Below are 24,917 nucleotides of genomic sequence, written 5' to 3' on the forward strand. Positions count from 1 at the left end.
TTTCAGCGGGCATGACGGCGACCTGCATCGGGCATATTTCCGTTATGCCGTACGTCGCCCGCAATGAGGCCACCGCCGCGCGGATCATCGCCGGGGTGGGTGCCGTGTTCGCCCTGATCGAGGGCCTGTACATCCTGATGCTGGTGCTGGACGCCGATCAAACCAATCGGTTCTTCCTGTTCATCAAGCAGTTCGCCGAACCCCTGGCGCTGTTCTTCCCGGGCCTGTTCCACACCGGCAACGCCGATCTGGACATCGTCCTGAATTACGGTCTGGCAGCGCTGTTCTGGCTCATCGTCAGCGGATTCGTGGCGAGGTGGGTGGCGAAGTAGCTATCTCTCAGAGATCCGCCGACGCCAGGTCGAACGCGGTGAGCGCGGCCGCGAACAGCGGCGTGTGCTCGGACCGGCCGGGATCGTATCCGGTCAGGGCGGCAATGCGGGTGAGCCGATAGTTGAGCGTATTGCGGTGCACCACCAGCGACTCCGCCGCGGCCACCCGATTGTGATCGTGCGCGAGATAGGCGCGCAGCGCGTCCATCAGATGCGGGTGCCCGGTGAGCGGGGCGAGCAGCTCCAGCAGCCAGGCGCGCGCCGGGCCGGGCCGGGCGAACTGATACTGGAGTGCCAGATCCGCCATGCGGTAGACCCCGGTCGGACGACCCAGGCCACGCGCCAGCCGCGCGATCTCCCCCGCCTCCTCGGCCCGCGCGGGAATCTCGGAAACCACTGCGGCCGTGGCCGTTCCGGCGATCACCCGAACACCTCCGGCGGCGGCGATGCGCGCGACGGCGGCATCGAGCCGGGCGGCGGGCTCGGTGATCGGCACCAGCACCCAGCCTCCGGTCCGGTCCAGCAGGGTCAGCGCGGACGGTGACAGCGCGTCGATCTCGGCATGGATCACCCGCAGCGCCGGACGAGCCGCCTCGGCGGATTCGACGGAGTCGGCCGTGCGCAGCGACAGCACGTGATAGCCCCCGAGGGCGAGCCCGAACCGCTCCGCCAGCAGCTCGGCCGGTTTGCCCTGCAGAAGCGCCTGCGCCAGCGTGCGTTTCGCCTCCCGCTGCTCCCAGTGCAGATCCTGCCGTTCCCGCAGATACGACCCCGCCACCCCCGGAATCACCACCCCCAGATACCGCAGCAGCTGCGGCACCGCGGCCAGCAGTTCGGCCTGCCGCTGCGGCGTATCGACCGCCGCGGCAATGTACTCCCACGCCGCCAGCGCGCCACGATGGTAGACCGCCAGCGCCGCATCCAGCGGAATGCCTTCCCGCGCACGGCGAACCGCGACCTCGATCATCCCGTCGAGATCCTCCGCCCGAGGTTCCCGCCCCTCGATGACCAGGCGCACGAACAGCCGCAGATTGTCCTCCGCCCGCCGCGCCAGATCCCGCTCCAGCCCCTCGTGCGGCAGCCGATCGTAATCGGGAAAGGTGCGCAGCAGATCTGCCACCACTTGCCGAGCCATATCCGGAATGCGCGCGGTGACGAACTCGGGGAACGACAGATCCCGCTCCCCCACTGAACTATCCACGCCCCACATTGTGTATGCGAACCAAGTCGGCCGCACCCCCTAGCGAGGCAGCCGGGAACATTGTCGCTGGACGGTGCGCCGGATCTGTCATTCGAACAAAGTCACCGCCGCAACCCTGATTCGCCGCACAGACCGTGAGCACCTCGGAACAGCGCAGGCGTGGCGACAGTGTCGCCACGCCTGCGGATTTCGCTGTCCGGAACGCGCTAGAGCTTGACGACCGAGGTGAGCGGGTAGTCGCCCTGCTTTTCCCGGCCGTTGAGGAAGCTCAGTTCGAGCACGACCGCCGCCGCGACAACCTCCGCGCCGGCGGCGTGGAATAGCTCGGCCGCAGCGGCGAGGGTGCCGCCGGTGGCGAGCACATCGTCGAGGAGCAGCACCCTGCGGCCCTTCAGGTCGATGCCGTCGGCCGGGATTTCCAGTGCGGCGGAACCGTATTCGAGGGTGTACTCGCGGGAGATGACCGGGGGCGGGAGCTTGCCCGCCTTGCGCACCGCGACCACGCCGGTGCCCAGGACGGCCGCGACGCCCGCGCCGAGCAGGAAGCCGCGGGCGTCCACGCCCGCGACCAGGTCGGCTTCGGGAGCGCAGGCGGCGAAGCAGTCCAGCACCGCGCGGAAGCCCTGGGAGTCCGCGAACACCGGCGTCAGATCGGCGAAACGCACTCCCGGAGTCGGGAAGTCGTCGTGCCAGCGGGTCAGCCGTTCGACCGCCTCGGCGGCCCGGGTGGCCCGCTCACCGGCGATCTCGGCGGTCTCCACCATTTCGTGCTTGCTCATCTACACCCACTCCTCGTCACCACGCCACACGGCACATCTCACCGCTCGAGCACCCAGCGATCCATATTCCAGCCCGCGCCCGCCTTGGTGGGGCTGGCGATGCCGTTCCTCATGCCGTCGCCGAACCCGATGGTGCGCGGGGTGGCGAACAGCGGGATGGACGGCATCTCGCTCCACAGCAGGTTCTCCTGCTCGGTCAGCAGGTTCAGCACCGTGGCCGAGTTGTCCTCCGCCGCAAGCTGATCCGCGATGGCATCGTAGCGGCCATTGCCGAACCGGTTGAAATTCAGGCCCTGACCGGTCTTCAGCGCCGCGGTCGCGTCGGTGCCGGTGAGCGAGCCGGACGGGCCGGGCATGCCGGCGGTGCCGGTCAGCATGGCGTCCACCTTGCCCTCGGTCAGCTGCGCGGGAGCGAAGTCCGGCGTGCCCGCGTCGACCACGGTGATACCGGCGGGCTTGCAGGCCGCCGCGATGTCGGCGATCGTCTGGGCGCGGCGCTCGTCGGGCTTCAGGTAGCCGATGCGCACCGTCGGATTCTGCACGCCCGAGCCGGCCAGCGCCTGGGTGGCGGCGGCGACATCACCGCCCTTGTAGCGGTCGGCCGCGCCGGTGGCCGCCGCGTAGTACAGCGAATCCTGTTGGATGGTGCGGGAATTCAACGGCCCGGAGCCGAGCCCGGAGGCGGCGTCGATGTCCGGGTGGCCGAGTTTGTCGAACAGCGCCTGCCGTGGCGTGCACAGCGCCAGCGCGCGGCGGGCCTCGGTATTGCTGAAGACGCCGCCGGTGCTCAGGATCAGCTGTTCCACACCGCGACTGGGCAGGTTCTCGGCGGAGAAGCCGCCCAGCCCCACATCACCGAGCGAGCCCGCGCCCACGTCGAGGACGCCGATCGCGCCGTCGGACACCTTCTTCTTCAGGTCGGATGTCCTGGGCCACACCACGATTCGCGCGGTCTTGGCGGGATCGCCCCACCACTTGTCGTTCTTCACCAGGACCAGGCCGTCCTTGTCGGTGAAGGATTCGATCTTGTACGGCCCCGAGGCGGGCAGCACCGACAGATCCAGCTTGCCGGGCGCGAGAGTGAAGCCGTTGTTCCAGAACTCGGCCACGCGCTCGAGCTGCCCGGTGTCACCCGACTGCACGGCCGTGACCAGGTTGGACACATTCGCCTGCTTGGCCACCACATGGGCGGGCATCAGCTCGGTGGCGTTGAACAGCGTCTTCCACGCCGAGTAATGCCGGCCCGGCCGGAACACCACGGTGGCGTCCTTGGACCCGGGCTGACAGTCCACCCGCTCGATATCGCTGTACCCGGAGGTCGTGGCGGCGTCGAACAGCGGAACCGGGCCGCCCGGACCGGCTTTGGTGAACCGGCCGCTGCGCGCGGCCCACGCCAGCACCAGATCGTCACAGGACGTGGACGTGCCGTCGGAGTACACGCCGTCCGGATTGAGCCGGTACTGGATGGTCTGGGTCTCCCCCGGCACCTCTTTGGCGGTGCCGGTATCGGTGTCGGCGATCGGCTGACCGTCCGGACCGGTGTAGAAGAACCCGGTCAGCACCCGCGAGAACACCGCCGCCGCACCGGAACTCGCGCCCAGCGTGCTGCCGCCGTTGTAGCTGGCGATGGCGGCGTCCACGCCGTAGCCGATGGACGGCACCTGGTTCTTGCCACCACAACCCGCCACCGCACCGGCGGCGAGCACACCCGCCACACCGACGGCCAGACCGCGCGCCAAGGCCCGGCGAGGCGTCATTCCACTCCCATCGAACGATTCGGTTTCCTGCCGCCGCACCCGCAACCCCCTGCGCATTGTCAGTGCCTTCTCTTGTGTCGTTTCCCGCTCGGTTTGGCGCCGGGGCGCGGGGCGCCGGCGTCGCGGGTGCGCGGCCCGGAGCTCTCCCGGCCGCCACTGAAACCATTTGCCGCGCCGTGGGTTTCGTAGTCGGCATCGCGGACGGCGGTGCGCCCGGCGCGCGCCGAGGCGGCGGTGGCCACCCGTGAGGAGGTCGCGCCCGACCGCTTGGCGAGCACCTTGCGCGTATGCGCCGCAACGGGTCCGAAGCGTTCCTTGATCGACACCAGCAGCGGCACCGCGAAGAAGATCGAGGAGTACGCGCCGACGATCATGCCGACCAGCTGCACCAGTGCCAGGTCCTTGAGCGTGCCGACGCCGAGCAGCCACACCGCGATCACCAGCATGCCGATGATCGGCAGAATGCCGATGACGGTGGTGCTGATGGAGCGCATGAGGGTCTGGTTGGCCGCCAGGTTGGCCTGCTCGGCGTAGGTGCGCCGGGTGACGTGCAGGATGCCCTTGGTGTTCTCCTCCACCTTGTCGAACACGACCACGTTGTCGTACAGCACGTAGCCGAGGATGGTGAGCAGACCGATCACGGCCGCCGGAGTCACCTCGAAACCGACCAGCGAATAGATGCCGGCGGTGACGATCAGGTTGAAGAACAGCGAGGCGATGGCCGCGAACGACATGTCCCGTTCGAAGCGGATCGCGATGTACACCATGGTCAGCGCGATGAACACGACCAGCGCGATCAGGGCCTTCTGGGTGATCTGATGACCCCAGGTCTCACTGATCTCGGCGATGGAGATGGCATTGCGATCCACCACCCCGTCGCTGTCCTTGGGATGGAACGCCTCGAACAGCGCCAGCTGCAGCCGATCGGACTGCTCGGCGTCGAGGGTGTCCGAGCGCACCTGAATGGTGGCCGAGGAGCCCGAGCCCACCTTCTGCACCGTCACCGGCGCGTGCCCGAGGGTGTCGGTGTAGACCTGCTCCACCTGCGAGACGGAGATATTGTCCGACGCCGGGATCTGGATGCGGGAACCGCCGGCGAAGTCGATGCCGAGGGTGAATCCGCGGATGGCGATGCTCAGCAGCGAGATGATCACGAAGGCGGCGGCCAGCCCGTAGTAGAGCTTGCGCCTGCCGACGATCTCGAATCCGCCTGTGCCCGTGTACAACCGCTCCAGGAAGCTGTGCTTCGGAGCGTCCGGGGCGGCCTCGACGTAGTCGATGTCGGAATCAACGATGGGATTGCTCATCGTCACGCCTCCTTGCCCGCGCCGACGGTGGCGGCGGCGGCAGCCTTGCGCTCCCGCGCGATCTGCGAAACCACACCGAGTCCGTTGACCGACGGCTTCGCCCAGAACGGCGACTTGGACGCCAGCATCAACAGCGGGGCGGTCACCAGGTAGAGCACGATCACGTCGAGGACGGTGGTGATGCCGAGGGTGAACGCGAAGCCCTTCACCTGTCCGGCGGCCAGCATGTACAGCACCGCGGACGCGATCAGCGAGACGGTCTTACCGGAGAGGTTGGTGCGCTGGGCACGCTGCCAGCCGCGCGGCACCGCCGAACGGAAGCTGCGGCCCTCGCGCATCTCGTCCTTGATGCGTTCGAAGAACACCACGAACGAGTCGGCGGTCAGACCGATACCGATGATCAGACCGGCGATACCGGCCAGGTCGAGGGTGAAGCCGATCCAGCGGCCCAGCAGGATGATCACGCCGTACACGGCCACACCGGCCATGAGCAGCGAGAAACCGGCCAGCAGGCCGAGCATGCGGTAGACGATCAGGCAGTACAGCAGCACCGCCACCAGGCCGATGGCGCCCGCGATGAGCGAGGCCCGCAGCGAGCTCAAACCCAGTGTCGCCGAGACGGTTTCGGCTTCGGAGGTGGTGAAGGACAGCGGCAGCGAACCGTACTTGAGCTGGTTGGCCAGCTCGGTGGCGCTGGCCTTGGTGAAGCTGCCCGAGATCTCGGTGTTGCCGCCGTACTGGTTGCCGTCGTTGATCCGCGGCGCGCTCACGACCCGCGAGTCCAGGGTGAAGGCCAGCTGGTTGGTCGGCGCCGGCTTGGACACGTATTCGGTGGTCAGCTTGCCCCAGGTGTCGGCGCCGCTGGACTTGAAGTCGATGGCGACCGTCCACTGCGGCTGACCCTGGCGCGGCGCGACCGCCTGCGCGTCCTTGATCTCCTGGCCGTCCAGGGCGGACTTGGCCAGCAGGTACACGTACTGGCCGTCGGTGGAGCAGGTGACCAGCGGCAGGTTCGGGTCGTCGTTGCCCGCCAGCGGATCCGGCTTGCTGCAGTCCATGGTCAGCATGGCCAGCTGCTGCACGTTCGGGTCGGTGCTCTGCCGGGTCGCCTTCGCCTCGGCGATCTCCTGCTGCGTCTTCTGCGCGGTGGTCAGGCCACCGGTGGGCTTGGGGGCCTCCGTGGTCGCCGGAGCCTCAGTGGTCGCCGGAGCCTCGGTGGTCGGTGCGGGCGCCTCGGTGGTCGGGGCCTGCGCCGGGAACACCCGGTTCTGCGGGGCGGGAGCCTCGCTGGTCGCCGGGGCGTCGGTCGCGGGCGCGTCGGTGGCGGGCGCCTCGAGGCCGGGCACGGCGGGTGCGGTGGTCGGCGCGCCGCCGGCGGGCGGCGTGGTCGGCGCGGTGGCCCCACCCTGCTTCTGCGCCTGGATCATGTTCTGCACCGGCCGGATGTAGAGCTTGGCCGTGGTGGCGAGAGTCTTTGCCTGCGAACCACTGTCGCCCGGCACGGTGATCACCAGATTGTCGCCGTCGATCACGACCTCCGAACCGGAGACGCCGAGACCGTTGACACGCTGCTCGATGATGTCCTGCGCGCGACGCAGGGCGTCCTGGCTGGGCTTACCGCCGTCGGGAGTGCGCGGAGTGAGCGTGACGCGGGTGCCGCCCTGCAGGTCGATACCGAGTTTCGGGGTGTGGGCCTTGTCGCCGGTGAAGAACACCAGACCGAATATCAAGGCCAGCAGCGCGGCGTAGACGCCCAGCAGGCGCCATGGATGCGCCGATCCCTGGGAAGGTGGCACGGTTCGTAATCTCCTAGGCCGGAATCGAGGTGGTTGCGGGCGCACGCCGCAGCGCCACCGGCCGCCGGATTCGAGGCGGCCGATGGCGCGCGGTATGTCAGTCCTTGGTCAGCCGCGGGGCTTCGTCGGCGGTCTCGCCGGTCGCCTCGGTGGCGGCCGGAGCGGTGTCCGGGGTCGAATCCTCGGTGGTGTCGGCGACGTCGTCATTGCGGATCTCGCGGATCGCGGCCCGCGACCAGGTGGTCACGACATCCTCGGCGATCTCGAGGTCGACGCTGGTGTCATCGGTGTCGACAACGGTGCCGTACAGCCCCGACGTGGTGATGACCCGGTCGCCGACCTTCAGGTTGTCCTGCATCTCGGTCACCTTGGCCATCTCCCGCTTCTGTCGGCGTACGCCGAGGAACATCGGGATGAGCAGAGCAACCAGCAGCAGTGGCAGCAGAAGGTCCATCGTCGAAGTCAGCCCCTAGTCAGTGGTCGGTTGGGTCGTTTACCCAGACAGTCTGCCAGCACAACCTAAGACAAGGCGCGCCGACTCTCTAACCGGAGCGGCCAGGAATCCGCTCTCGGCGTAACCACTCGGCCCGCGGGCCCGCCTCGATTCAACAGGGAGTAGCCAATTCGACGATGGCGGCGGCGGCCGTGCAGGTGAGCAGAACGCCGCCCGCCGCGGCGAACACGCGGGGGACGCCGGAGCGAATGCCGGTGCGGGCGAACCTGTTCGGCGTGGGCTCACGGTCACGGATCTGCTTCGCCGGCGCGGCAGTTCCCACTCCCGCATCGGGTGCGGCAGCGCCGGGCCGCGACTGGGCGCCGTCCGCCGAGGTCGCCCGCCGGGCGCGCACCCGGCGGCGGATGAGCGTGGTCAGTGCCACCAGGGCCGTCATCACCAGCATGTGTCAACCCCGGTTCATCCGGCGGTGGCGGGCGCGACGGCCGGAGACGCGCTGCGTGCACGCGGACGGCCCGGGTCGGCGACGACGCCATGGTCGATGAGGCCGGCGGCGGTGTCGAAAAGAGACTCCGTGAACGGCCGCATGGTCCAACCCAGTTCGCGGCGAGCCTTGGCGGCGCTGACGCGTTCCTCACGTCCCAGGAAGCGGGCGGCGCTGCGGGCATTGGCATCGAAGCGACCGGCGAGGCGAACCAGGAAGTCGGGCATGGCGAGCGTGGAGACGCGATAGCGGGTCGCCAGGGTGCGGGCCATGTCACGCAGCGGAATGTGTTCGCCCGCAACGATGTAGCGGTTGCCTGCGGCCTGCGGGAGCTCCATGGCGAGGCGGTGCGCGGTGGCCACGTCGCGGACGTCGACGGTGGAGAAGCCGATATTCGGCAGGGCGGGCATCTCGCGGGCCAGCAGGATGCGGATGACATCGGCGGAGGTGCTCAGTCCGGAACCGTGCTGGATCGGGCCGAGGATCATGCCCGGATTGATCACGGCCAGTTCGAGTTCCGGGTGCTCGGCGGCGAAATCCCAGGCGGCACGCTCGGCGAGGGTCTTGCTCTTCGGGTAGGCGTCGCAGGCCGCCAGATCCGACCAGTCCGCCTCGGTGCACTCGTGCGTGCGGCCGATCCGCACGGCCGCGATGGAGGAGGTGAGCACGACGCGTTCGACGCCCGCCACCGCGGCCGCGCGCAGGACCCGCAGGGTGCCGTCCACGGCGGGGCGGATGAGTTCGTCCTCGTGCTCGGGTTCGCGGGGCGGGAACGGCGAGGCGGTGTGCACGACGAAGCGGCAGCCCGCGACCGCTTCGGCCCATCCGGCGTCCGAGGACAGATCGGCTTCGACCAGTTCCACACCGGTGAGATGCGCGGTGGCCGCGCTCTTGGCCAGTGAGCGCACGGTGCCGCGCACCTCGTATCCCTGCTGCTGTAGTTCGCTGACGACGTGTCCGGCCAGGTAGCCCGAAACTCCGGTCACGAGAACACGATTCGACATTGCTCGACTCCGATCTAATCAGTGTTTAGAATCTAAACAATGTATAGATTCACCGGGCGTGCGGTGTCAACCCCGTACTCTCATCGCATGCCGCCGACGAAGGACCGCTACCACCACGGGGACCTGCGCGAGGAACTGCTGCGCGCGTCCCTGCAGCTCATCGAGTCCGAGGGGCTGGCGGCGGTGAGCCTGCGCAAGGTGGCGCGCGAGGCCGGGGTCAGTCCGGGCGCGCCGTATCACCACTTCGCCGACCGCTCGGCCCTGCTGGCGGCCCTGAGCAATCGCGGATTCGAACACCTGCGAGACCGCATGGCGGCGGCGCGCGCCACCTCCGGCTCTCCCATGGAAACCCTGGTCGCCATGGGCGAGGCGTATGTGCGGTTCGCTCGCGAGCAGCCGGCCTACTTCCGGCTCATGTTCCGGCCGGAACTCTCACAGCCGGAGAAGAATCCGGATACCGAAGGCGCCGGGGATCAAGCCTTCGCCCTGCTCGAGGAGACCGTCACGGAAGCCACCGCGGACGGCGTGCTGCCCGCCGCCGACACCGAGACCTTCACCCTGGCCTGGTGGGCGCTCGCACACGGGCTGGCCTCGCTCGAACTGGACGGCAAACTGGTGCACCGCGCCGAGCAGATGGGCACCTCGGCCTCGATTCTCGCCGACCGCGTCACCCGCATGTTCGCCGAGCTCATCGAATCGACCCGAATCACGGGCTGAACGACGAAAAGAGGGCGGTACCAAGACCTTCCGGCCTCGGCACCGCCCTGCCGACTGTCTCACCTCAGGCCGGAACCGGCCCGTAGCTGTAGTCGTCCAGCGGGAAGCTCACCGCGTGACGGTGGGTGGTCAGCGTGCTGTTGGGGCGCAGCAGCGCGGCTTCGCCGTGCTGGTTGTAGTAGTAGCTGCGCGCCGTCGAGCACTGGCCGTCGTAGAAGACCGAGGAGCCCAGCTTCTCGGTGACGGTGTCGAGGAACTTCTTGTTGGCTTCCTCGGTGACCTCGAAGACCTGTTCGCCGCGCCGGAACATCTCGGTGAACAGCCGCCCGATGTGCTTCATCTGCGCCTCGATGGTCGTGAAGTACGACAGGCCGCTGTAGGAGTACGGGCTGTTGAGGGACAGGAAGTTGGGGAACTTCGGCACGGTGATGCCCTCGTAGGCCTGGAAGCGGTTGTCGCGCCAGAACTTTCCGAGGTTGACGCCGTCACGGCCGATGATCTCGATGGCCGGGAAGTTGACGTCCCAGAGGTTGAAGCCGGTGGCCAGCACCAGGGTGTCGATCTCGGTCTTGTGTCCGTCGGCGGTGACGATGCCGTCGGGTTCGATGTGGTCGATGGAGTTGGTCTCCAGCCGCACATGCGGCTCGTTGAAGATCTTGAAGTACTTGTTGGAGAAGGTGGGCCGCTTGCAGCCGAAGTCGTAGTCCGGCGTCATGGCCTTGCGGGTCTTCTTGTCGCGCAGCTGGCTGAACATGTGCGCCTTGGCCAGCACGCCGGCGGCCTTGTTCAGCGGCTTGGCCTCCTTGAAGTGCAGCACGCCGATGACCATGAGGCCCTCCAGCAGGGTCGTGTTGACCATGCGAGCGGCCTTCTGCGTCAAGGGAACTCGCTGGAACAGGCCCTGTAGTCGCTCCGGGATCTCGAAGTCGATCTTGGGCACCACCCAGATGGGGGTGCGCTGGAAGACGGTCAGCTCGCTGACCTTCGCGGCCAGTTCCGGCGCGAGCTGCACACCGGTCGCGCCGGTGCCGATGAGCGCGGCCTTGCGACCGGTCAGATCGTAGGAGTCGTCCCACGCGGTGGAGTGGATGATCTTGCCCTGGAAGGTCTCGATCCCCGGGAACGGCGGGGTGTAGGGCTGTGACAGGAATCCGGTGGCGGTGAAAATGTAGCGCGCCGTGAGGGATTCACCGTTCTCGATGGCGACCGACCACTGCTGGTGCTCCTCGTCCCAGCGCGCCCCGCCGACCACGGTGTTGAAGCGCATGCGCCGGCGCAGGTCGTACTTGTCGGCCACGTGCTCGGCGTACTTCTTGAGTTCCGCGCCCGGCGCGAACAGCCGCGACCAGTGCGGGTTGGGTTCGAAGGAGTACGAGTAGGTCACCGAGGCGATGTCCACGGCCAGGCCCGGGTAGTGGTTGACGTGCCAGGTGCCGCCGAGATCGTCCTCGCGCTCGAGGATCAGAAAGTTGCTCAGGCCGAGCCGATCCAGCTCGATGCCCGCCCCCATACCGCCGAAACCAGCACCGACCACGATGGCGTCGTACTGAGGTGCCACAGCGAACCTCCCTGCAAGAATGTGAATCGTTTATCACGGAATGACATCTCATTCCGTTTGTGATCACCGTATCATCGGTGCTGTGACGAAGCCATCCTCGAGAATCGAACGGCGCAAGGCCGAACTCCGCCAGGAGATCATCGACACCGCATTCGTGTGCTTCGCCGAGCAGGGCTATCACGCCACCGGGATCGCCGATATCGCCGCTGAGCTGGGCATCGGGCACGGCACGTTCTACCGCTACTTCAGCAATAAGCGCGACATCATCGACCATGTGATCGACGATGTGGCCGCCCGCATCATCGAGGCGCTCGGCACCGAGAACGCGCCCGACGCCGCCGAGTCGCTGGAGGAGTACCGGGAGCAGACCGAGCGCATCGGCATGGCCCTCACCCGCATCCTGCTGGAAGACCGCCGGGTGGCGCAGCTGCTGCTGTTCCAGGCCACCGGCATCGACGCCGAACTGACCACCCGGTTGTATGGGCTCATGGACACCGCCGACGCGCTCACCGCCGGCTACCTCGAACACGGGGTGGAGCGCGGCTACCTGCGCGCCGATCTGGATACCCGCAATACCGCGCGCGCGGTCACCGGCATGATCCTGGCCGCCATCCTGCACGGCCTGCGCGATCCCGACGAGATGGCCGCCGGACAGCTCACGCAGGCGATTCGCCGGCTGCTCGTGGACGGCATCCGCAGAGACTGACCGGTCGCACTCGATTCGCATGGGGCGGCAGCGATTCGGACATGACCGCATTGGCACAATGACCCGCGTGACCCCCGAGGACGTACGCCGCAAGGATTTCGGCAAAGCCCCGTTCGGGCATCACGGCTACCATCCCGCCCAGGTGGATGCCTTCTGCGCGCGCATCGCCGACACCATGCTCGGGCGCGATCATCTCACCGCCTCCGATATCCGGCAGATGCATTTCGACGGCGCGCCGCGCGGGAATCGCGGCTACGACCCGGAACAGGTCGACGACTTCCTCGACCATGTCTGCATCGAACTGGAATTCCTGCGGCTGGGCCGATCCCGCGTCCCCAACGGGCGCGTCGACGACACCCTCACCCACGACGATGTGCTGCGCATCCAGTTCTCCGCGCCCCCGCACGGGCTATCCGGGTACCGGGCCGAGGAGGTGGGGGCGTTCCTGGATCGGCTCGCCGCCACCCTGGCGCATCGCGGAGCGAACGGCCTCACCGCGGACGACGTGCGGCACACCGCCTTTCACACCGCCGCGGACGGGGCTCCGGCTTACCATCGCGGAGAAGTGGACGCCTTCCTGGATCTGGTAGCGCATCAGCTCGACAAGTCACACTGACTTCTCGGCGGTGGACCGGGCGCGAACGGGTGGTGCCGAGTGCCCGTAGTTCCTATCGTCGAGGTATTGCGTTCCATCCCAGGAGGTTTCGGTGGTCCTCACTCCGGAAGAAGCCGTTGTCGGGCTGTTCGAACGGACAGCGACCACGGTGCCCGCCTATCGCGCGTTTCTCACCGAGCACGGGGTCGATCCGGACGCCGTGACCTCCTACGCGGATTTCACCAAGCTGCCGCTGGTGGACAAACCCGGGTATCTGCGCCGGTATTCGTTGCCGCAGCTGTGCCGGGACGGCCGCATCGGCGACATGATCGCGGTGTCCTCCGGATCGACCGGCGAACCGACCCCGTGGCCGCGCTCGCTGGGCGACGAGCAGCGCACCACCGCGCGCTTCGAGCAGGTCTTCCGCGACGGCTTCCGCGCGGACGAGCGCAGCACCCTCGCGGTGGTCTGCTTCGCACTGGGCACCTGGGTGGGCGGGCTCTACACCCTCGGCTGCGTCCGCGAGCTCGCCGCACGCGGCTACCCGGTGACGGCGGTCGCGCCCGGCAACAACAAGGCCGAAATCCTGCGTGTAATCGCCTCCCTGGCACCGCATTTCGATCAGGTCGTGCTGTTGGGCTATCCCCCGTTCCTCAAGGACGTGATCGACACCGGCCGCACCGCAGGCGTGCCGTGGCCCGACCACCGGATCAAACTCGTCACCGCCGGTGAGGTTTTCAGCGAGGAGTGGCGCAGCCTGGTCGCGCAGCGCGCCGGATGCGACCCGCGCACCGATATCGCCTCCCTCTACGGCACCGCCGACGGCGGCGTGCTCGGCAACGAAACCCCGCTCTCGATCGAGATCCGCCGCCTGCTCGCCGCCCGCCCCGCCGTAGCGCGCGAACTCTTCGGCGAATCCCGCCTGCCCACCCTGGTCCAATACGACCCCTACCACCGCTTCTTCGAGGAGACCGACGGCACGCTCGTCGTCTCGGCCGACGGCGGAATCCCCCTGGTGCGCTATCACATTGCCGATGAGGGCGGCCTGATCCCCCATCACCGCATGCTGGATTTCCTGGCTTCCCACGACCTGCGCCCGACGGTGTCCGGTCCCGAACAACCCTTCGTCTACGTGTTCGGCCGCAGCCACTTCACCGTCTCGTTCTACGGCGCGAACATCTACCCCGAGAACATCACCGTCGGCCTGGAACAACCCGGCATCTGCGACCACATAACCGGCAAGTTCGTCGTGGAGGTCACCACCGACTCCGATCAGGACCGCAATCTCCAGGTCAGCGTCGAACTGGCCCCAGGCACCAGCCCGGTCACCGGCCTCGCCACTCGCATAGCCGATTCGATCCGCACCGAACTGCGCCGTCTCAACAGCGAATTCACGCACTACGTCCCCGACCGCCGTCAGCACCCGCACGTCCTGCTGCATCCGCACGGCGACCCGGACTACTTCCCGCCCGGCGTCAAACACCGCTACACCCGGCCTCCGGAGTAGCTTGGAGGTCGCCCGAGCTCGCTACCGCAGGTGGAGGACGTATGTGGGATCCGCAGCAGTATCTGAGGTTCGACGATCATCGCGCGCGACCGTACTTCGAACTGGTGGGGCGCATCGGTGCGGAGAAACCACGCCGAGTGGTCGATCTCGGTTGCGGGCCCGGCAATCTCACCGTGCAGCTGGCCCAACGCTGGCCGGACGCCACACTGGAGGCTGCGGACTCCTCGCCCGAGATGGTGGCAGCCGCCCAGGCGCGCGGGCTCGACGCCCGGCTGGCCGATGTGCGGGAGTGGCAGCCCGCACCCGATACCGATGTCGTGGTGTGCAATGCCGTATTGCAGTGGGTACCAGGACATCCGGAGCTGCTGCCGGGGTGGGTGCGGGCTTTGCCGGAGGGAGCGTGGCTGGCGTTTCAGGTACCGGGAAATTTCGACGCCCCGTCGCATCGCGCGATTCGCGAGCTGGCCGGGCAGCCGCAATGGCGGGAAAGGCTCACCGACAGTGGGATCCTCGAGCCGCGGGCGGTGCTCGATCCGGCCGGGTACGCGCAGATCCTGACCGGGTCGGGATGCTCGGTGGATGCCTGGGAGACAACGTATCTGCAGGCGCTCGGCGGACCGGATCCGGTACTCGAGTGGGTCACCGGGACGGCGCTCACACCGGTGCGCACCGCGTTGGATGACGCCGCGTGGGAGCAGTTCCGCCGGGAACTCGCGCCCCTGCTGCACGCCGCCTATCCGCAGCAGCCCGACGGCACGACCTGGTTGCCGTTCCGCCGCGTCTTCGTGGTGGCGCACAAGTAATTCCGGACCGCGCGGTCAGTGGGACCTGGTGGCGGGATTCTGTCCGATGTCGCCGCCATGAGGTCCTGCTGACCGCGTGGTCTGTTCGACGTCAGGCGTCGGAGTCGGGCAGGCGGTCCAAGAGTTCGGACCATTCGGACATGAGGCTGTCGGTCATGGCGCGGAAGCGCTCCTGCTCCGCCTCGGTGGTGGTGACGTGGACCATGAGGTCGACGGTGTCGGCCTCGACGGCCATGAGATCGCCGATGCGGGTGCGGGCTTCGGATTCGACCTGCTCCATGGTGGCGGCGCGCACCGTGCAGGTGAGTTCGCCGGGCAGTCCGGTGGCCACCAATGTCCAAGCATCGGTGTCGGATTCGGGTGGGGTGACGGTGGCGAAGTAGAGGCGGTCGCGCGGCTGGCGCGACGCCGACGACAGGCTGGGACGGTCGGTGAGCCAGGGGGTGCGATGCATGCCCAGACCCTAGCGACGTGCTCCGACAAACGCAGAACTCGCACGGCCGTGTCCGCGACACGGACCGCGTGGCACGCCGAGTATGTCGCCTCGTCCCCGAATCCCCACACAGCGATTCGCCCGAGTACCGAATCCCCTGGTAACGGGGGCCGGGGGCAGAGCCCCCGATACCGGGGGTCCGGGGGCAGCGCCCCTGGGAGAAGCACAGCGGCCGGGGGCAGCGCCCCCGATACCGGGGGTCCGGGGGCAGCGCCCCTGGGAATAATGCAGAATCAAGCCTGGCGGGCGCGGAAAGCGGCGCTCTTGGAACGGTTTCCGCAGACCGTCATGTCGCACCAGCGGCGGGAGCCGGCGCGGGAGGTGTCGACGTAGAGGCGGGTGCAGTCCTGGCGACCGCATTCCTTGATGCGCGGGGAATCGGCGCCGGCGAACAGTTCGATTGCGGTGCGGGCGATTTCGGACAGCGCCTGGTCGGCGGTGCCGGTGCGGCGCACGCTGCCGTCGGGCTGGAGCGCGAGATCCGGGAGTGGACCCTGTGCCAGCCGGTTGATCAGCCGGCGGTCGGCATCGGGTAGCGGGTTGCCGTCGATCGCGGCCAGGGCCAGGTGCCAGGCGGCTTCGCGCAGTGCGGTGGCCTGTCGCAGCGTGTCCGGATCGCCGGTGGGGGCGCGGTCCAGCAGTCCCGCTTCGACGAACCAGTCTCCCAGGTCCGCGGGTGTTTCGAGGAGGTCCGTGAAGTCGGTGCGGCGGGCCTTCACCGTGCCGATGAAGTCCAGGACGAGATTGCCGCTGACGAAGGTGAACACCTCGCCATAGTAACCACCTTGACAGGTTATTCAAGTAGGTGCCACGGTAGTAACCAGTCAAGGCGGTTACCGAGGAGTCGTGGTGGAGAATCGATTGCTGGAAGTCGCGGGCCCGCCCGCATTGATCTTCATGTGGAGCAGTGCGTTCATCGCCGGCATCATCGGCGTCGGCACGGCTCCGCCCATGCTGGTGCTGTTCGGCCGATTCGCCATCGCGGGCGTGCTGCTGATCCTGGTGGCAGTGGCCACGAAGGCGGTCTGGCCGCGCGGAAGGGTGCTCGGGCACACCGTCATCGCGGGGCTTCTCATGCAGATGGTGCAGTTCGGGGCCTTCTACACCGCCATGGGCGAGCACGTCTCCGCCGCGGTCATCTCCCTGGTGCAGGGCCTGAGCCCGGTGGTGATCGCCCTGTTCGCGGGCATGCTCGGCGAGACGGTGAGCCGCATCCAGTGGCTGGGTTTCGGAATCGGCGGCGTGGGAGTGGGTTTGGCCGTCGTCGACCAGTCCTCGTTCTCACTCAGCGGTCTGCTGCTGTGCGTGGTCGGCCTGGCGGGATTGAGCCTGGGCACGATCTACCAGAAGCGTTTCACCCCGGCCATCGACCCCCGCACCGGAACCGCGATCCACGTGGCCGTGAGCGCCCCCTTCGCAGGCGCGATCGCCCTACTGGGCAACGACTTCCACATCACCGATATCGGCCGCTTCGCCGGATCGTTGGCGTGGATGGTCCTGATCAACTCCATGGCCGCGTTCCTGCTGCTCAACACCATGCTGCGCTACTGGGACACCACCCGCGTCGGCCGCTTCTTCTTCGCCATCCCCGCGGTCACCACCGCCATGGCCTGGTTGGTGATCGGAGAACCCGCGCACCCATTGACGATTGCCGGTCTGGCCGTTGGTCTGCTCGGTCTGGTGCTGGCCTCGCGGCGGCCGTCCGCTCAGCGCGACAGCACCCGGGCGGCATTGTCGTACAACCACTTCCGGGACCCCTCCGGCGACAACGGCAGCTCCCGCACCTCCCCCACCAGCTCCGAGACGGGCCGGTCGATGAGGAAAGCGCCGGTGCCGTAGCAGGCCGAGTGCGAGTCCGGTCGTGCGAGGTGTGAATGCTCACCGGCACGCCCAGTGCGGCACACGCCGCCGGAAATCGTTGCGGCCGTTCACACTCGCGTCGTGGCGCGGAAGGTGCGCCGGTAGCCGAGCGGGGACACGCCGATGGCCTCGTGCAGATGCTGGCGCAGGGACGCGCCGGTGGCGAAGCCGACCTCGCTCGCGATCCGGTCGACGGACATCTCGGTGGATTCCAGGAGTTCCCGGGCCCGGAACACCCGCTGCTGAATGAGCCAGCGTCCCGGGCTCATGCCGACCTCGTCTCGGAAGCGGCGGGCGAAGGTGCGCCCGCTCATGCGCGCCTGTGCCGCGAGGTCGGCCATGGACACCGGCAGATGCAGGTTCTCCAGGGCCCATTGGCGAGCCGCGGCGGTGCCGGCGGAGGTTGATGGCGGTACGGGCTGTTCGATGAACTGCGCCTGGCCGCCCTCCCGCCAGGGCGGTACGACACAGCGCCGGGCCACCGCATTGGCGACCTCGCTGCCATGGTCGCGGCGGATCAGGTGCAGGCACAGGTCGACTCCGGCGGTCGCGCCCGCCGAGGTGAGAATGTCGCCGTCGTCGACGTAGAGCACATCGGGATCGAGGTGCACGCGCGGGAAGTGCCGGCGGAATTCCTCGGTCACGTTCCAGTGCGTGGTGGCGGGCCGGCCGTCGAGGAGTCCGGCCGCGGCCATCACGATCGCACCGGTGCAGATCGACACCACCCGCACCCCCGGCCTGATTGCTGCGATGGCATTGCGAATCGCTTGCGGCAGACCGTCGTTCAGGATCGACCGCACCTCGCAGGGCGGGATGACCACGGTGTCGGCGGACTCCAGCACGCCACTGTCGTGCGCGACCGCGATGTCGAAGTCGGAGCTGCTGCGCACGGGCCGCCCGTCCGGCGAGCAGGTGAGGATCTCGTAACGCCCGTCGGCGGTGCCGAACACCCGATTGGCGATGCCGAGTTCGAAGGGATACACCCCGTCGAGGGCCAGCACCACCACTCGGTGGGGTCGTGGGTCGTCCGCCTGCATGGCGCGATCCTATCGAATAATGGCAATCGTGCCATTTTCCGGCGGTGGATGAGGCGGCACTCTGGTCGGCATGAGCGAGAACACGATCGTGATTCCGGAGACCATGCGAGCCATCAGCCAGGACGTTCTCGGCGGCCCCGAGGTTCTGCACGAGGTCGTCCGGCCGGTGCCGCAGCCGGGCCCGAGCGAAATCCTGGTGCGGGTGCGCGCCACCGCCCTCAACCCGACCGACTGGAAGCACCGCGTCCTGACCGGGCTGTTCCTGCCCGAGCCGCCGTTCGTGCTCGGCTGGGACGTCTCCGGTGAGGTCGTCGCCACCGGCACCGGCGTGACGCTGTTCCATCCCGGTGACGAGGTCTTCGGCATGCTCCCCTACCCGCACGGCCACGGCGCGGCCGCCGAATACGTCACCGGTCCCGCCCGCGCCTTCGCCCGTAAACCCGCGAATCTCGACCACACCCGGTCCGCCGCCATACCCCTGGCCGCCCTCACCGCCTGGCAGGCGCTGGTCGATACCGCGAATGTGCAAGCGGGACAGCGTGTTCTGATCCATGCGGCATCCGGCGGCGTCGGCCATTTCGCGGTGCAGATCGCCAAGTCCCGGGGCGCGCACGTGATCGGCACCGCGAGCGCGGCCAATCACGACTTTCTGCGCCGCCTCGGCGTGGACGAGGTGATCGATTATCGCGCAACCGATTTCACCGAGGCGGTCAATGGTGTCGATGTGGTCCTGGATCCGATCGACGAGGCGCACGCGCTGCGGTCACTGCGCACTCTTCGCCCCGGCGGCATGCTCGTTTCCATCCGCGCCTTCGGGGCCGATCAGCTCCTGGCAGCGGCCGCCGAACTCGGGGTCCGGGCCGAACTGCTGCTGGTCGAGGCCGACCACGCGGGCATGAGTGCGCTGGCCGCGCTGGCCGAATCCGGTGCGCTGCGTCCCGAGATCGCCGCGGTCTTCCCCCTCGCCGACGCCGCGAAAGGGCACGCGCTCGGCGAAACCAACCGCACCGCGGGCAAGATCGTCCTCACGGTCGACTGATTCCCAAAGCGGCGATACGGCTGCGGAAGTAGTCGTCGGTAACCTCGTAGGTGCCCGCGCCGCCGTGCGCGATCTGCGCGATGCGCCGGCACCGATTGGCGGCACGGCGATAGGCGCTCTCGGTGACTTCACCTGCGCTGGTGCACAATTCGGTGAGGTTGGCACCGGGCAGCGCGCCACCGGCCGCGACGGCCGCGCTCAGCACCTCCAACTCCTCGAGGGCCGCGGCCACCGCTTCCATGGACGACGACAGACCGCGCAGGTCGTCGGGATCAACCTGGAACATGCGAACTCCCGGTTGGGATGTCGGATCAGACGGTGTGTACGGGGCTGCAGAAATTCGTTTGGGTACCGGATATTTCGCTCGGCCCCACCCCGATACAGAAGACCACAGGGTAGGGCCGGTCCGGAAGTGCGGAAAGGTGACCATCCCCTACCGTCAGCCGGTAGGGGTGGTTGATCTGGAACGGTATCGGCACCGCGAACTCGCGGGCCAGCGACTCGCCGGGCTCGATGCGCGCCACGGTGGGCGGGGCCGGAACCTCGTACACGAGTACGGGGCACTGCCCGCCGACCGCATAGTTCCGGCGACTGATCTCGATCACCTTGTCGCTGCGGGGCACCAGGTTGTACGCGCCGGCATTGCCGCGCTCGGCGGCGAATACGGCCTCCGCGCGATGGTTGGTGACGCTGTAGCGGACGATCAGATCCGCACCCGAGGTTCGGAAGTCGGCCTCGAGGCCGATCGTGTCGTCCTGTGTCACGACCGTCCGCGATTCGCAGGAGGCGGGGCTCGGGTTCGGAATCGATGTGCTGACGTGGTGTTCCGCCGAGTTCGGCGATGCACCGCACCCGGCCCCGAGCAGCGCCGTCGCCAGCAGTGCGGCACACATCCGCGAGGGTCGAGCGCTGACGGTCATTAGTCGTAATCGTAGTGTTCGCGCCGCGGGAGCCCCAATTCCGCGCGCAGAGCGTTCTCGGTGAGGACCGGGGCGTGTTCGGGCGTCAGCTGTTCGGGCGTCGCGGGATTGTTGTCGTGGTCGATGGGCAGGCCGACGGCCACCCGTTCGGCGTTACTGATGGGCAGCTGCCTGTTGTCGTCGCCGGTGTTGTTGTCGACCGCGTCCACACCCGCGTACGCGTCTTCTCGCAACGTCCCCCGGGTGGCGTCGATCGCATGCGCCAATTCATGGCCGAGGATCACCGAAGGTGGTGTCTCGTACCAGCTTTGACCGCTGTACCGCTCATTGAACGAGACCGTGCGGGGATCGTAGGTGACGGTGACATCGGACCCGCCACCCGGCATTCCGGTCGTCTCGTCGTAGTACGCGCCGTCGGAATAGTTCCGCGCCGAATTCTGTCCGGTGAGCCCCTCGGTAATGGTCACCGTGTGCTCGCCGGTCCCGAGGCTCGCCAGCAGCTGCTGCCCGGTCGGCGAGGAGTTCAGGAACTCGAGATCGGCCCGCACCCGCTCCTGGAATTCGGGTGATCCGACGACGACGATCCGATCCGGAATCTCTTGCAGGACAATGTCAACGACGGGACGGTCGTAGATTCTGTCGGCACCGTCATCTCCACGCAGCACATCACCGCCGAGACCGCCGGACAGGATGTCATCGCCGCCTCCGCCCGCGATTCCGTCGTCGCCGCACCCGCCCTCGAGGTAGTCGTTGCCGTCGCCGCCGAGCAGAATGTCGTGGCCCGCGCCGCCGTACAGCACGTCATCGCCCGCGCCGCCGATGACCACATCGTCGTCCGCCCCGCCGTCGAGGTAGTCCCGTCCTCGGCCGCCGGTCATGACATCCTTGCCCGACCCGCCTTCGGCCTTCACCCCGACGACAGTGCCGGCGGCCACGGTGATCTGGTCGTCGCCGCCATGGGTCTTGATGACGATGTTCTTCGCGGCCTCACCGGTAAACGTCTGCGCCACACCGTTGATCGTCACGGTGACGGCATGCGTCGCGGGATCGTCCGCCACGGTCACGACATCGTTCGCGGCCCCGGTCTCGATGGTCACCTTCTCGAAGTCGACGGTCACCCGGGGCTCGTCGCCGAGGACAGCCGTGTCGTCGCCGAGCCGCCCGCCGAGTTCGCGCACCGCGTCCCGGGCGGCCGCGATGGTGCGATCGACCTCGACTGTGGCAGTGACCAGTTCGGCGCGGGCGAGGTCGATCAGCTCCTGCTGCACCACTCGGTCGCCGTCGTTCGCGGTGGCCGCGATCGACACCGTCCAGTCATCGGCCACCGTGAACCCCGCGTCCCGCGCATCACCCACCCGGCTCAGCAGCACATCCCGATACCCGGCGAGGGTGACCGCGCCCGCGATCATCGCCTCCGCGAGCGCACCCACTTCCTGCGCGAGGGTGAACCCGGCCGCATAGTCCGCACCGATCCGGTCGTACGCGGCCCAGTACGCCTGCCCCTCCCAATGCGCCTGCGCCGCGCGAATATCCCCGCGCATCCGCCCGATATTCGCCAGGAACTCCTGGTTCTGCGCGCCGATGCGCCGCCCCGCGTCCGCGAGCGCGGACAACCGCCACCGCTCGACCTCGGCGAGTGTAGGCACGACCGGACCCCCAATTCGCTTGTGCGGCAACGCTACCAGTCGAACGGGAAGAAAGATCAGTCGAAAAGGTCCAGGGTGGGCTGGTTTTCGCGGGCCCGGACCTCGATGGAGCCGAAGACCAGATCCGGCGGCGGCACCAGGCCCAGGTGCTCCCAGGCGGCGGCGGTGGCGACGCGACCGCGCGGAGTGCGGGCCACCAGACCGGCGCGAACCAGGAAGGGTTCGCACACCTCTTCGACGGTGGCCGACTCCTCGCCGACCGCGACCGCGAGGGTCGAAACACCCACGGGCCCACCGTTGAAGCTGCGGATCAGCGCGGCGAGCACGGCCCGGTCGAGCCGATCCAGGCCGAGCGCGTCCACGTCGTAGACGGCCAGGGCCGCGCGGGCGACGTCGATGGTGACCAGGCCGTCGGCCTTCACCTCGGCGTAGTCGCGCACCCGCCGCAGCAGGCGGTTGGCGATACGCGGCGTGCCCCGGGAGCGGCCCGCGATCTCACCGGCGGCGTCGGCCTCCAGGCGGACACCCAGGATTCGGGCCGAACGCTGCAGAATCTGTTGCAGCTCATCGGGTTCGTAGAAATCCATGTGCCCGGTGAAACCGAAGCGGTCGCGCAGCGGGCCGGTCAGCGCGCCCGAGCGGGTCGTCGCGCCGACGAGGGTGAAGGGCGCGATATCGAGCGGAATCGAGGTCGCGCCGGGGCCTTTGCCGACCACCACGTCGACGCGGAAGTCCTCCATGGCCAGGTACAGCATTTCCTCGGCGGGCCGGGCCATGCGGTGGATCTCGTCGATGAACAGCACATCGCCCTCGACCAGATTGCTGAGCATGGCGGCCAGATCCCCGGCGCGCTCGAGCGCCGGGCCGGAGGTCAGGCGCAGCGCCGTCCCCAGCTCCCCGGCGATGATCATGGCCATACTGGTCTTGCCGAGTCCGGGCGGCCCCGACAGCAGCACGTGATCCGGTGTGCCGCCGCGTTTCTTGGCTCCGCGCAGCACCAGCGCGAGCTGTTCGCGCACACGCGGCTGCCCGATGAAATCCTCCAGGGATTTCGGCCGCAGGCTGGCCTCGATCTCCCCGTCGGATTGCAAATAGCTTGCGGTGACCGCGGATTCGTCCGCCTCACCGTATTCGGCTGCGTCGTCGCTCATGCTCGCGCCTATCGGTTCTTACCCAGCAATGCCAGCGCGGCCCGCAGCGCCACCGAGGTGGTGGCATCGGGCTCGTTGACCAGCACCACATCCACCGCGCCCTCGGCCTGCCGCGCTTGGAAGCCGAGCCCGATGAGCGCGTCGACCACCTGATCGCGAATCGGCGTGACCATGGGCGCGGGCATTCCGGGCGGACCCGATTGCACCGGAACGAGATTCACCTTGTCGCGCAGTTCGACGCACATGCGCTCGGCCCCGCGCTTACCCACCCCGGGCACCCGGGTCAGCGCCGCCACATTGCTCTCCGCGAGGGCCTTGCGCAGCGCTTCGGGTTCCAGCACCGCGAGCACCGCCATGGCCAGCTTCGGTCCCACCCCGGACACGGTCTGCAAGAGCCCGAACAGATCCCGCGCCTCGGTGTCGGCGAAACCGAACAGCGTCTGCGAGTCCTCGCGCACGATCATGGTCGTGTAGAGCCGCGACTCCTCCCCGCGCGTGAGGGTGGCCAGCGTCGCGGGCGTGGCATTGAGCCGGTAGCCGACGCCGGCGGCCTCCAGCACCGCATGGTCGAGCCCGATCTCGAGCACTTCGCCGCGTATGGACGCGATCACCGTGTTACCGCCTTCCGTTGCTGGGCAAGCCTTTCCTCGTACAGCTTCCGCTGCGCCGCGGCCATCGCCTCCGCCTTCGCCATGCGTTCGATCATGGGTGCGCGCCAGCAGTGGCAGATGGCCAGTGCGAGCGCGTCGGCGGCGTCGGCGGGCTTCGGTGCGACGGCGAGCCCGAGGATACGCGTCACCATGGCGGTCACTTGCGCCTTGTCGGCGGTTCCGTTTCCGGTGACGGCGGCTTTGACTTGACTGGGGGTGTGGAAGTGCACCGGAATGCCGCGCCGCGCCGCCGCGAGGGCGATGACGCCGCCCGCCTGCGCGGTGGCCATGGCCGTGCGCACATTGTGTTGCGAGAAGACCCGCTCGATGGCGACGACCTCGGGTCGGTGGGTGTCCATCCACGACTCGGCCGCGTCCGAGACGCGCAGCAGTCGTTCGGCGAGATCCATCTCGGGCGGGGTGCGCACCACATCCACCTGGATGGCGGTGACCTTGCGACCCATCTCGCCCTCGACCATGCTCAGGCCGCACCGGGTGAGCCCGGGGTCGACGCCCATGACCCGCACCAAATCCCCTCTCGCCACACACGAACAACTGTTCGAGAGTCTAACGGACGACGACGGGATCTCCGGCCACCGACACGGAACTACACGCCCTGCGCGGCGAAGGCCCGCAACGCATCCTCGCTGAACAAGACGAATCTGACTTCCTGGACAGCGGTTTCGGCGCTGCGCGCGACCTGCACCGCGATGCGCGCGCCATCGTCCATGGGCCAGCCGAAGATTCCGGTCGAGATGGCGGGAAACGCGACCGTGCGCGCACCCAGTTCATCGGCCACCCGCAGGGATTCGCGATAGCAGGAGGCCAGCAGCTCCGAGCGATCCTCGGTGGCCGACCAGACCGGGCCGACGGTATGAATCACCCACTGCGCGGGCAGGTTTCCGGCGGTGGTGGCCACGGCCTGCCCGGTCTTCAGGCCCTTGCCGTACTGCGAGGCCCGCAGTTTCCGGCAGGCGGCCAGAATCTCCGGACCGCCCCTGCGGTGAATCGCCCCGTCCACTCCCCCGCCACCCAGCAGCGACGAATTCGCGGCATTCACCACCGCGTCCACCTGCTGTTCGGTGATGTCCCCACGCACCGCGATCAGTTCGGCCACGCGC

The 24,917-nt window shown here is 68.2% G+C and carries 27 protein-coding genes; 8 read left to right on the forward strand and 19 right to left on the reverse strand.

Going from position 1 to position 24,917, the window contains the following annotated elements:
- Positions 1–44 precede the first annotated feature (44 nt).
- Positions 45–332, forward strand: coding sequence for a hypothetical protein (locus H0264_RS28075; protein ID WP_181580336.1), 288 nt, complete (start codon positions 45–47; stop codon positions 330–332).
- A gap of 7 nt (positions 333–339) precedes the next feature.
- Here the strand turns inward: H0264_RS28075 and H0264_RS28080 are convergent, their stop codons facing one another.
- The 8 genes from H0264_RS28080 to H0264_RS28115 form a co-directional block, all read right to left on the reverse strand.
- Positions 340–1,533, reverse strand: a complete 1,194-nt coding sequence (locus H0264_RS28080; protein WP_181580337.1) for a PucR family transcriptional regulator — start codon at positions 1,531–1,533, stop codon at positions 340–342.
- 206 nt (positions 1,534–1,739) lie between these two features.
- Positions 1,740–2,312, reverse strand: coding sequence for an adenine phosphoribosyltransferase (locus H0264_RS28085; RefSeq protein WP_181580338.1), 573 nt, complete (start codon positions 2,310–2,312; stop codon positions 1,740–1,742).
- A gap of 38 nt (positions 2,313–2,350) precedes the next feature.
- Positions 2,351–4,069: an ABC transporter substrate-binding protein gene (locus H0264_RS28090; protein ID WP_181580339.1), complete on the reverse strand. Its 1,719-nt coding sequence runs from the start codon at positions 4,067–4,069 to the stop codon at positions 2,351–2,353.
- A gap of 59 nt (positions 4,070–4,128) precedes the next feature.
- Positions 4,129–5,376: a protein translocase subunit SecF gene (secF, locus tag H0264_RS28095; protein ID WP_181580340.1), complete on the reverse strand. Its 1,248-nt coding sequence runs from the start codon at positions 5,374–5,376 to the stop codon at positions 4,129–4,131.
- 2 nt (positions 5,377–5,378) lie between these two features.
- On the reverse strand, positions 5,379–7,172 hold the full coding sequence (gene secD, locus H0264_RS28100; protein ID WP_181580341.1) for a protein translocase subunit SecD: 1,794 nt from the start codon (positions 7,170–7,172) through the stop codon (positions 5,379–5,381).
- Positions 7,173–7,269: 97 nt separating this feature from the next.
- The gene (yajC, locus tag H0264_RS28105; RefSeq protein ID WP_181580342.1) at positions 7,270–7,626 is read right to left on the reverse strand and encodes a preprotein translocase subunit YajC; all 357 of its coding nucleotides are present in this window, start codon (positions 7,624–7,626) and stop codon (positions 7,270–7,272) included.
- A 151-nt stretch (positions 7,627–7,777) separates the two neighbouring features.
- Positions 7,778–8,071 carry a hypothetical protein gene (locus H0264_RS28110; RefSeq protein ID WP_181580343.1) on the reverse strand — a complete coding sequence of 98 codons (294 nt, stop codon included), beginning with the start codon at positions 8,069–8,071 and terminating at the stop codon, positions 7,778–7,780.
- Positions 8,072–8,085: 14 nt separating this feature from the next.
- Positions 8,086–9,114 (reverse strand): SDR family oxidoreductase, encoded by a 1,029-nt coding sequence (locus H0264_RS28115; RefSeq protein WP_181580344.1) that lies wholly within the window; start codon positions 9,112–9,114, stop codon positions 8,086–8,088.
- 87 nt (positions 9,115–9,201) lie between these two features.
- Here H0264_RS28115 and H0264_RS28120 point away from each other — a divergent pair, with 87 nt between their 5' ends.
- Positions 9,202–9,831, forward strand: a complete 630-nt coding sequence (locus H0264_RS28120) for a TetR/AcrR family transcriptional regulator (RefSeq protein WP_181580345.1) — start codon at positions 9,202–9,204, stop codon at positions 9,829–9,831.
- Positions 9,832–9,895: 64 nt separating this feature from the next.
- Here the strand turns inward: H0264_RS28120 and H0264_RS28125 are convergent, their stop codons facing one another.
- A complete protein-coding gene (locus H0264_RS28125; protein WP_181580346.1) occupies positions 9,896–11,389 on the reverse strand; it encodes a flavin-containing monooxygenase in 1,494 nt (497 codons plus the stop codon).
- A gap of 40 nt (positions 11,390–11,429) precedes the next feature.
- Between H0264_RS28125 and H0264_RS28130 the strand changes: the two genes are divergently transcribed.
- The 4 genes from H0264_RS28130 to H0264_RS28145 all read left to right on the forward strand — a co-directional run bounded on the left by H0264_RS28130 (position 11,430) and on the right by H0264_RS28145 (position 15,000).
- Entirely contained in the window at positions 11,430–12,095 is a 666-nt protein-coding gene (locus H0264_RS28130; protein ID WP_181580347.1) for a TetR/AcrR family transcriptional regulator, read from the forward strand.
- 58 nt (positions 12,096–12,153) lie between these two features.
- Positions 12,154–12,711, forward strand: coding sequence for a DivIVA domain-containing protein (locus tag H0264_RS28135; RefSeq protein ID WP_181580348.1), 558 nt, complete (start codon positions 12,154–12,156; stop codon positions 12,709–12,711).
- Between the two features lie 91 nt (positions 12,712–12,802).
- Positions 12,803–14,197 carry a phenylacetate--CoA ligase family protein gene (locus H0264_RS28140; RefSeq protein WP_181580349.1) on the forward strand — a complete coding sequence of 465 codons (1,395 nt, stop codon included), beginning with the start codon at positions 12,803–12,805 and terminating at the stop codon, positions 14,195–14,197.
- A 41-nt stretch (positions 14,198–14,238) separates the two neighbouring features.
- The gene (locus H0264_RS28145) at positions 14,239–15,000 is read left to right on the forward strand and encodes a trans-aconitate 2-methyltransferase (protein ID WP_181580350.1); all 762 of its coding nucleotides are present in this window, start codon (positions 14,239–14,241) and stop codon (positions 14,998–15,000) included.
- A 91-nt stretch (positions 15,001–15,091) separates the two neighbouring features.
- Here H0264_RS28145 and H0264_RS28150 read toward each other — a convergent pair whose 3' ends face one another.
- On the reverse strand, positions 15,092–15,454 hold the full coding sequence (locus H0264_RS28150; protein ID WP_181580351.1) for a hypothetical protein: 363 nt from the start codon (positions 15,452–15,454) through the stop codon (positions 15,092–15,094).
- Positions 15,455–15,726: 272 nt separating this feature from the next.
- The gene (locus H0264_RS28155) at positions 15,727–16,260 is read right to left on the reverse strand and encodes a CGNR zinc finger domain-containing protein (protein ID WP_181580352.1); all 534 of its coding nucleotides are present in this window, start codon (positions 16,258–16,260) and stop codon (positions 15,727–15,729) included.
- 82 nt (positions 16,261–16,342) lie between these two features.
- On the opposite strand from H0264_RS28155, the gene H0264_RS28160 reads away from it, so the two are divergent.
- Entirely contained in the window at positions 16,343–17,332 is a 990-nt protein-coding gene (locus tag H0264_RS28160; protein ID WP_244975968.1) for a DMT family transporter, read from the forward strand.
- Between the two features lie 89 nt (positions 17,333–17,421).
- Here H0264_RS28160 and H0264_RS28165 read toward each other — a convergent pair whose 3' ends face one another.
- On the reverse strand, positions 17,422–18,390 hold the full coding sequence (locus H0264_RS28165) for a GlxA family transcriptional regulator (RefSeq protein ID WP_220139853.1): 969 nt from the start codon (positions 18,388–18,390) through the stop codon (positions 17,422–17,424).
- Between the two features lie 70 nt (positions 18,391–18,460).
- Here H0264_RS28165 and H0264_RS28170 point away from each other — a divergent pair, with 70 nt between their 5' ends.
- Positions 18,461–19,429 carry an NADP-dependent oxidoreductase gene (locus tag H0264_RS28170; protein ID WP_231085059.1) on the forward strand — a complete coding sequence of 323 codons (969 nt, stop codon included), beginning with the start codon at positions 18,461–18,463 and terminating at the stop codon, positions 19,427–19,429.
- Here the strand turns inward: H0264_RS28170 and H0264_RS28175 are convergent.
- The 7 genes from H0264_RS28175 to H0264_RS28205 all read right to left on the reverse strand — a co-directional run bounded on the left by H0264_RS28175 (position 19,416) and on the right by H0264_RS28205 (position 24,913).
- The gene (locus H0264_RS28175) at positions 19,416–19,715 is read right to left on the reverse strand and encodes a hypothetical protein (protein WP_181580353.1); all 300 of its coding nucleotides are present in this window, start codon (positions 19,713–19,715) and stop codon (positions 19,416–19,418) included. The genes H0264_RS28170 and H0264_RS28175 overlap by 14 nt on opposite strands.
- A 25-nt stretch (positions 19,716–19,740) precedes the next feature.
- Entirely contained in the window at positions 19,741–20,193 is a 453-nt protein-coding gene (locus tag H0264_RS28180; RefSeq protein ID WP_181580354.1) for a hypothetical protein, read from the reverse strand.
- Positions 20,194–20,348: 155 nt separating this feature from the next.
- Entirely contained in the window at positions 20,349–21,995 is a 1,647-nt protein-coding gene (locus H0264_RS28185) for a M91 family zinc metallopeptidase (protein WP_181580355.1), read from the reverse strand.
- A 56-nt stretch (positions 21,996–22,051) separates the two neighbouring features.
- The gene (ruvB, locus tag H0264_RS28190; protein ID WP_181580356.1) at positions 22,052–23,146 is read right to left on the reverse strand and encodes a Holliday junction branch migration DNA helicase RuvB; all 1,095 of its coding nucleotides are present in this window, start codon (positions 23,144–23,146) and stop codon (positions 22,052–22,054) included.
- Positions 23,147–23,154: 8 nt separating this feature from the next.
- Positions 23,155–23,757, reverse strand: coding sequence for a Holliday junction branch migration protein RuvA (gene ruvA / locus H0264_RS28195; protein WP_181580357.1), 603 nt, complete (start codon positions 23,755–23,757; stop codon positions 23,155–23,157).
- Positions 23,754–24,323 (reverse strand): crossover junction endodeoxyribonuclease RuvC, encoded by a 570-nt coding sequence (gene ruvC / locus H0264_RS28200; protein WP_181585884.1) that lies wholly within the window; start codon positions 24,321–24,323, stop codon positions 23,754–23,756. The genes ruvA and ruvC overlap by 4 nt, the downstream gene beginning before the upstream one ends.
- 80 nt (positions 24,324–24,403) lie before the next feature.
- Positions 24,404–24,913 carry an O-acetyl-ADP-ribose deacetylase gene (locus H0264_RS28205; protein WP_181580358.1) on the reverse strand — a complete coding sequence of 170 codons (510 nt, stop codon included), beginning with the start codon at positions 24,911–24,913 and terminating at the stop codon, positions 24,404–24,406.
- Positions 24,914–24,917 lie beyond the last annotated feature (4 nt).

This window comes from Nocardia huaxiensis (assembly GCF_013744875.1).
GTDB classification, from domain to species: Bacteria; Actinomycetota; Actinomycetes; order Mycobacteriales; family Mycobacteriaceae; genus Nocardia; species Nocardia huaxiensis.

Excerpts from the sequence above, each read along its gene's own strand:
- H0264_RS28075 (WP_181580336.1), top strand. The coding sequence starts at position 45 with ATGCCGTACGTCGCCCGCAATGAGGCCACCGCCGCGCGGATCATCGCC.
- H0264_RS28085 (WP_181580338.1), bottom strand. The coding sequence starts at position 2,312 with ATGAGCAAGCACGAAATGGTGGAGACCGCCGAGATCGCCGGTGAGCGG.
- H0264_RS28090 (WP_181580339.1), bottom strand. The coding sequence starts at position 4,069 with ATGACGCCTCGCCGGGCCTTGGCGCGCGGTCTGGCCGTCGGTGTGGCG.
- secF (WP_181580340.1), bottom strand. The coding sequence starts at position 5,376 with ATGAGCAATCCCATCGTTGATTCCGACATCGACTACGTCGAGGCCGCC.
- yajC (WP_181580342.1), bottom strand. The coding sequence starts at position 7,626 with ATGGACCTTCTGCTGCCACTGCTGCTGGTTGCTCTGCTCATCCCGATG.
- H0264_RS28110 (WP_181580343.1), bottom strand. The coding sequence starts at position 8,071 with ATGCTGGTGATGACGGCCCTGGTGGCACTGACCACGCTCATCCGCCGC.
- H0264_RS28115 (WP_181580344.1), bottom strand. The coding sequence starts at position 9,114 with ATGTCGAATCGTGTTCTCGTGACCGGAGTTTCGGGCTACCTGGCCGGA.
- H0264_RS28120 (WP_181580345.1), top strand. The coding sequence starts at position 9,202 with ATGCCGCCGACGAAGGACCGCTACCACCACGGGGACCTGCGCGAGGAA.
- H0264_RS28130 (WP_181580347.1), top strand. The coding sequence starts at position 11,430 with ATGACATCTCATTCCGTTTGTGATCACCGTATCATCGGTGCTGTGACG.
- H0264_RS28135 (WP_181580348.1), top strand. The coding sequence starts at position 12,154 with ATGACCCGCGTGACCCCCGAGGACGTACGCCGCAAGGATTTCGGCAAA.
- H0264_RS28145 (WP_181580350.1), top strand. The coding sequence starts at position 14,239 with ATGTGGGATCCGCAGCAGTATCTGAGGTTCGACGATCATCGCGCGCGA.
- H0264_RS28150 (WP_181580351.1), bottom strand. The coding sequence starts at position 15,454 with ATGCATCGCACCCCCTGGCTCACCGACCGTCCCAGCCTGTCGTCGGCG.
- H0264_RS28165 (WP_220139853.1), bottom strand. The coding sequence starts at position 18,390 with ATGCAGGCGGACGACCCACGACCCCACCGAGTGGTGGTGCTGGCCCTC.
- H0264_RS28170 (WP_231085059.1), top strand. The coding sequence starts at position 18,461 with ATGAGCGAGAACACGATCGTGATTCCGGAGACCATGCGAGCCATCAGC.
- H0264_RS28175 (WP_181580353.1), bottom strand. The coding sequence starts at position 19,715 with ATGTTCCAGGTTGATCCCGACGACCTGCGCGGTCTGTCGTCGTCCATG.
- ruvB (WP_181580356.1), bottom strand. The coding sequence starts at position 23,146 with ATGAGCGACGACGCAGCCGAATACGGTGAGGCGGACGAATCCGCGGTC.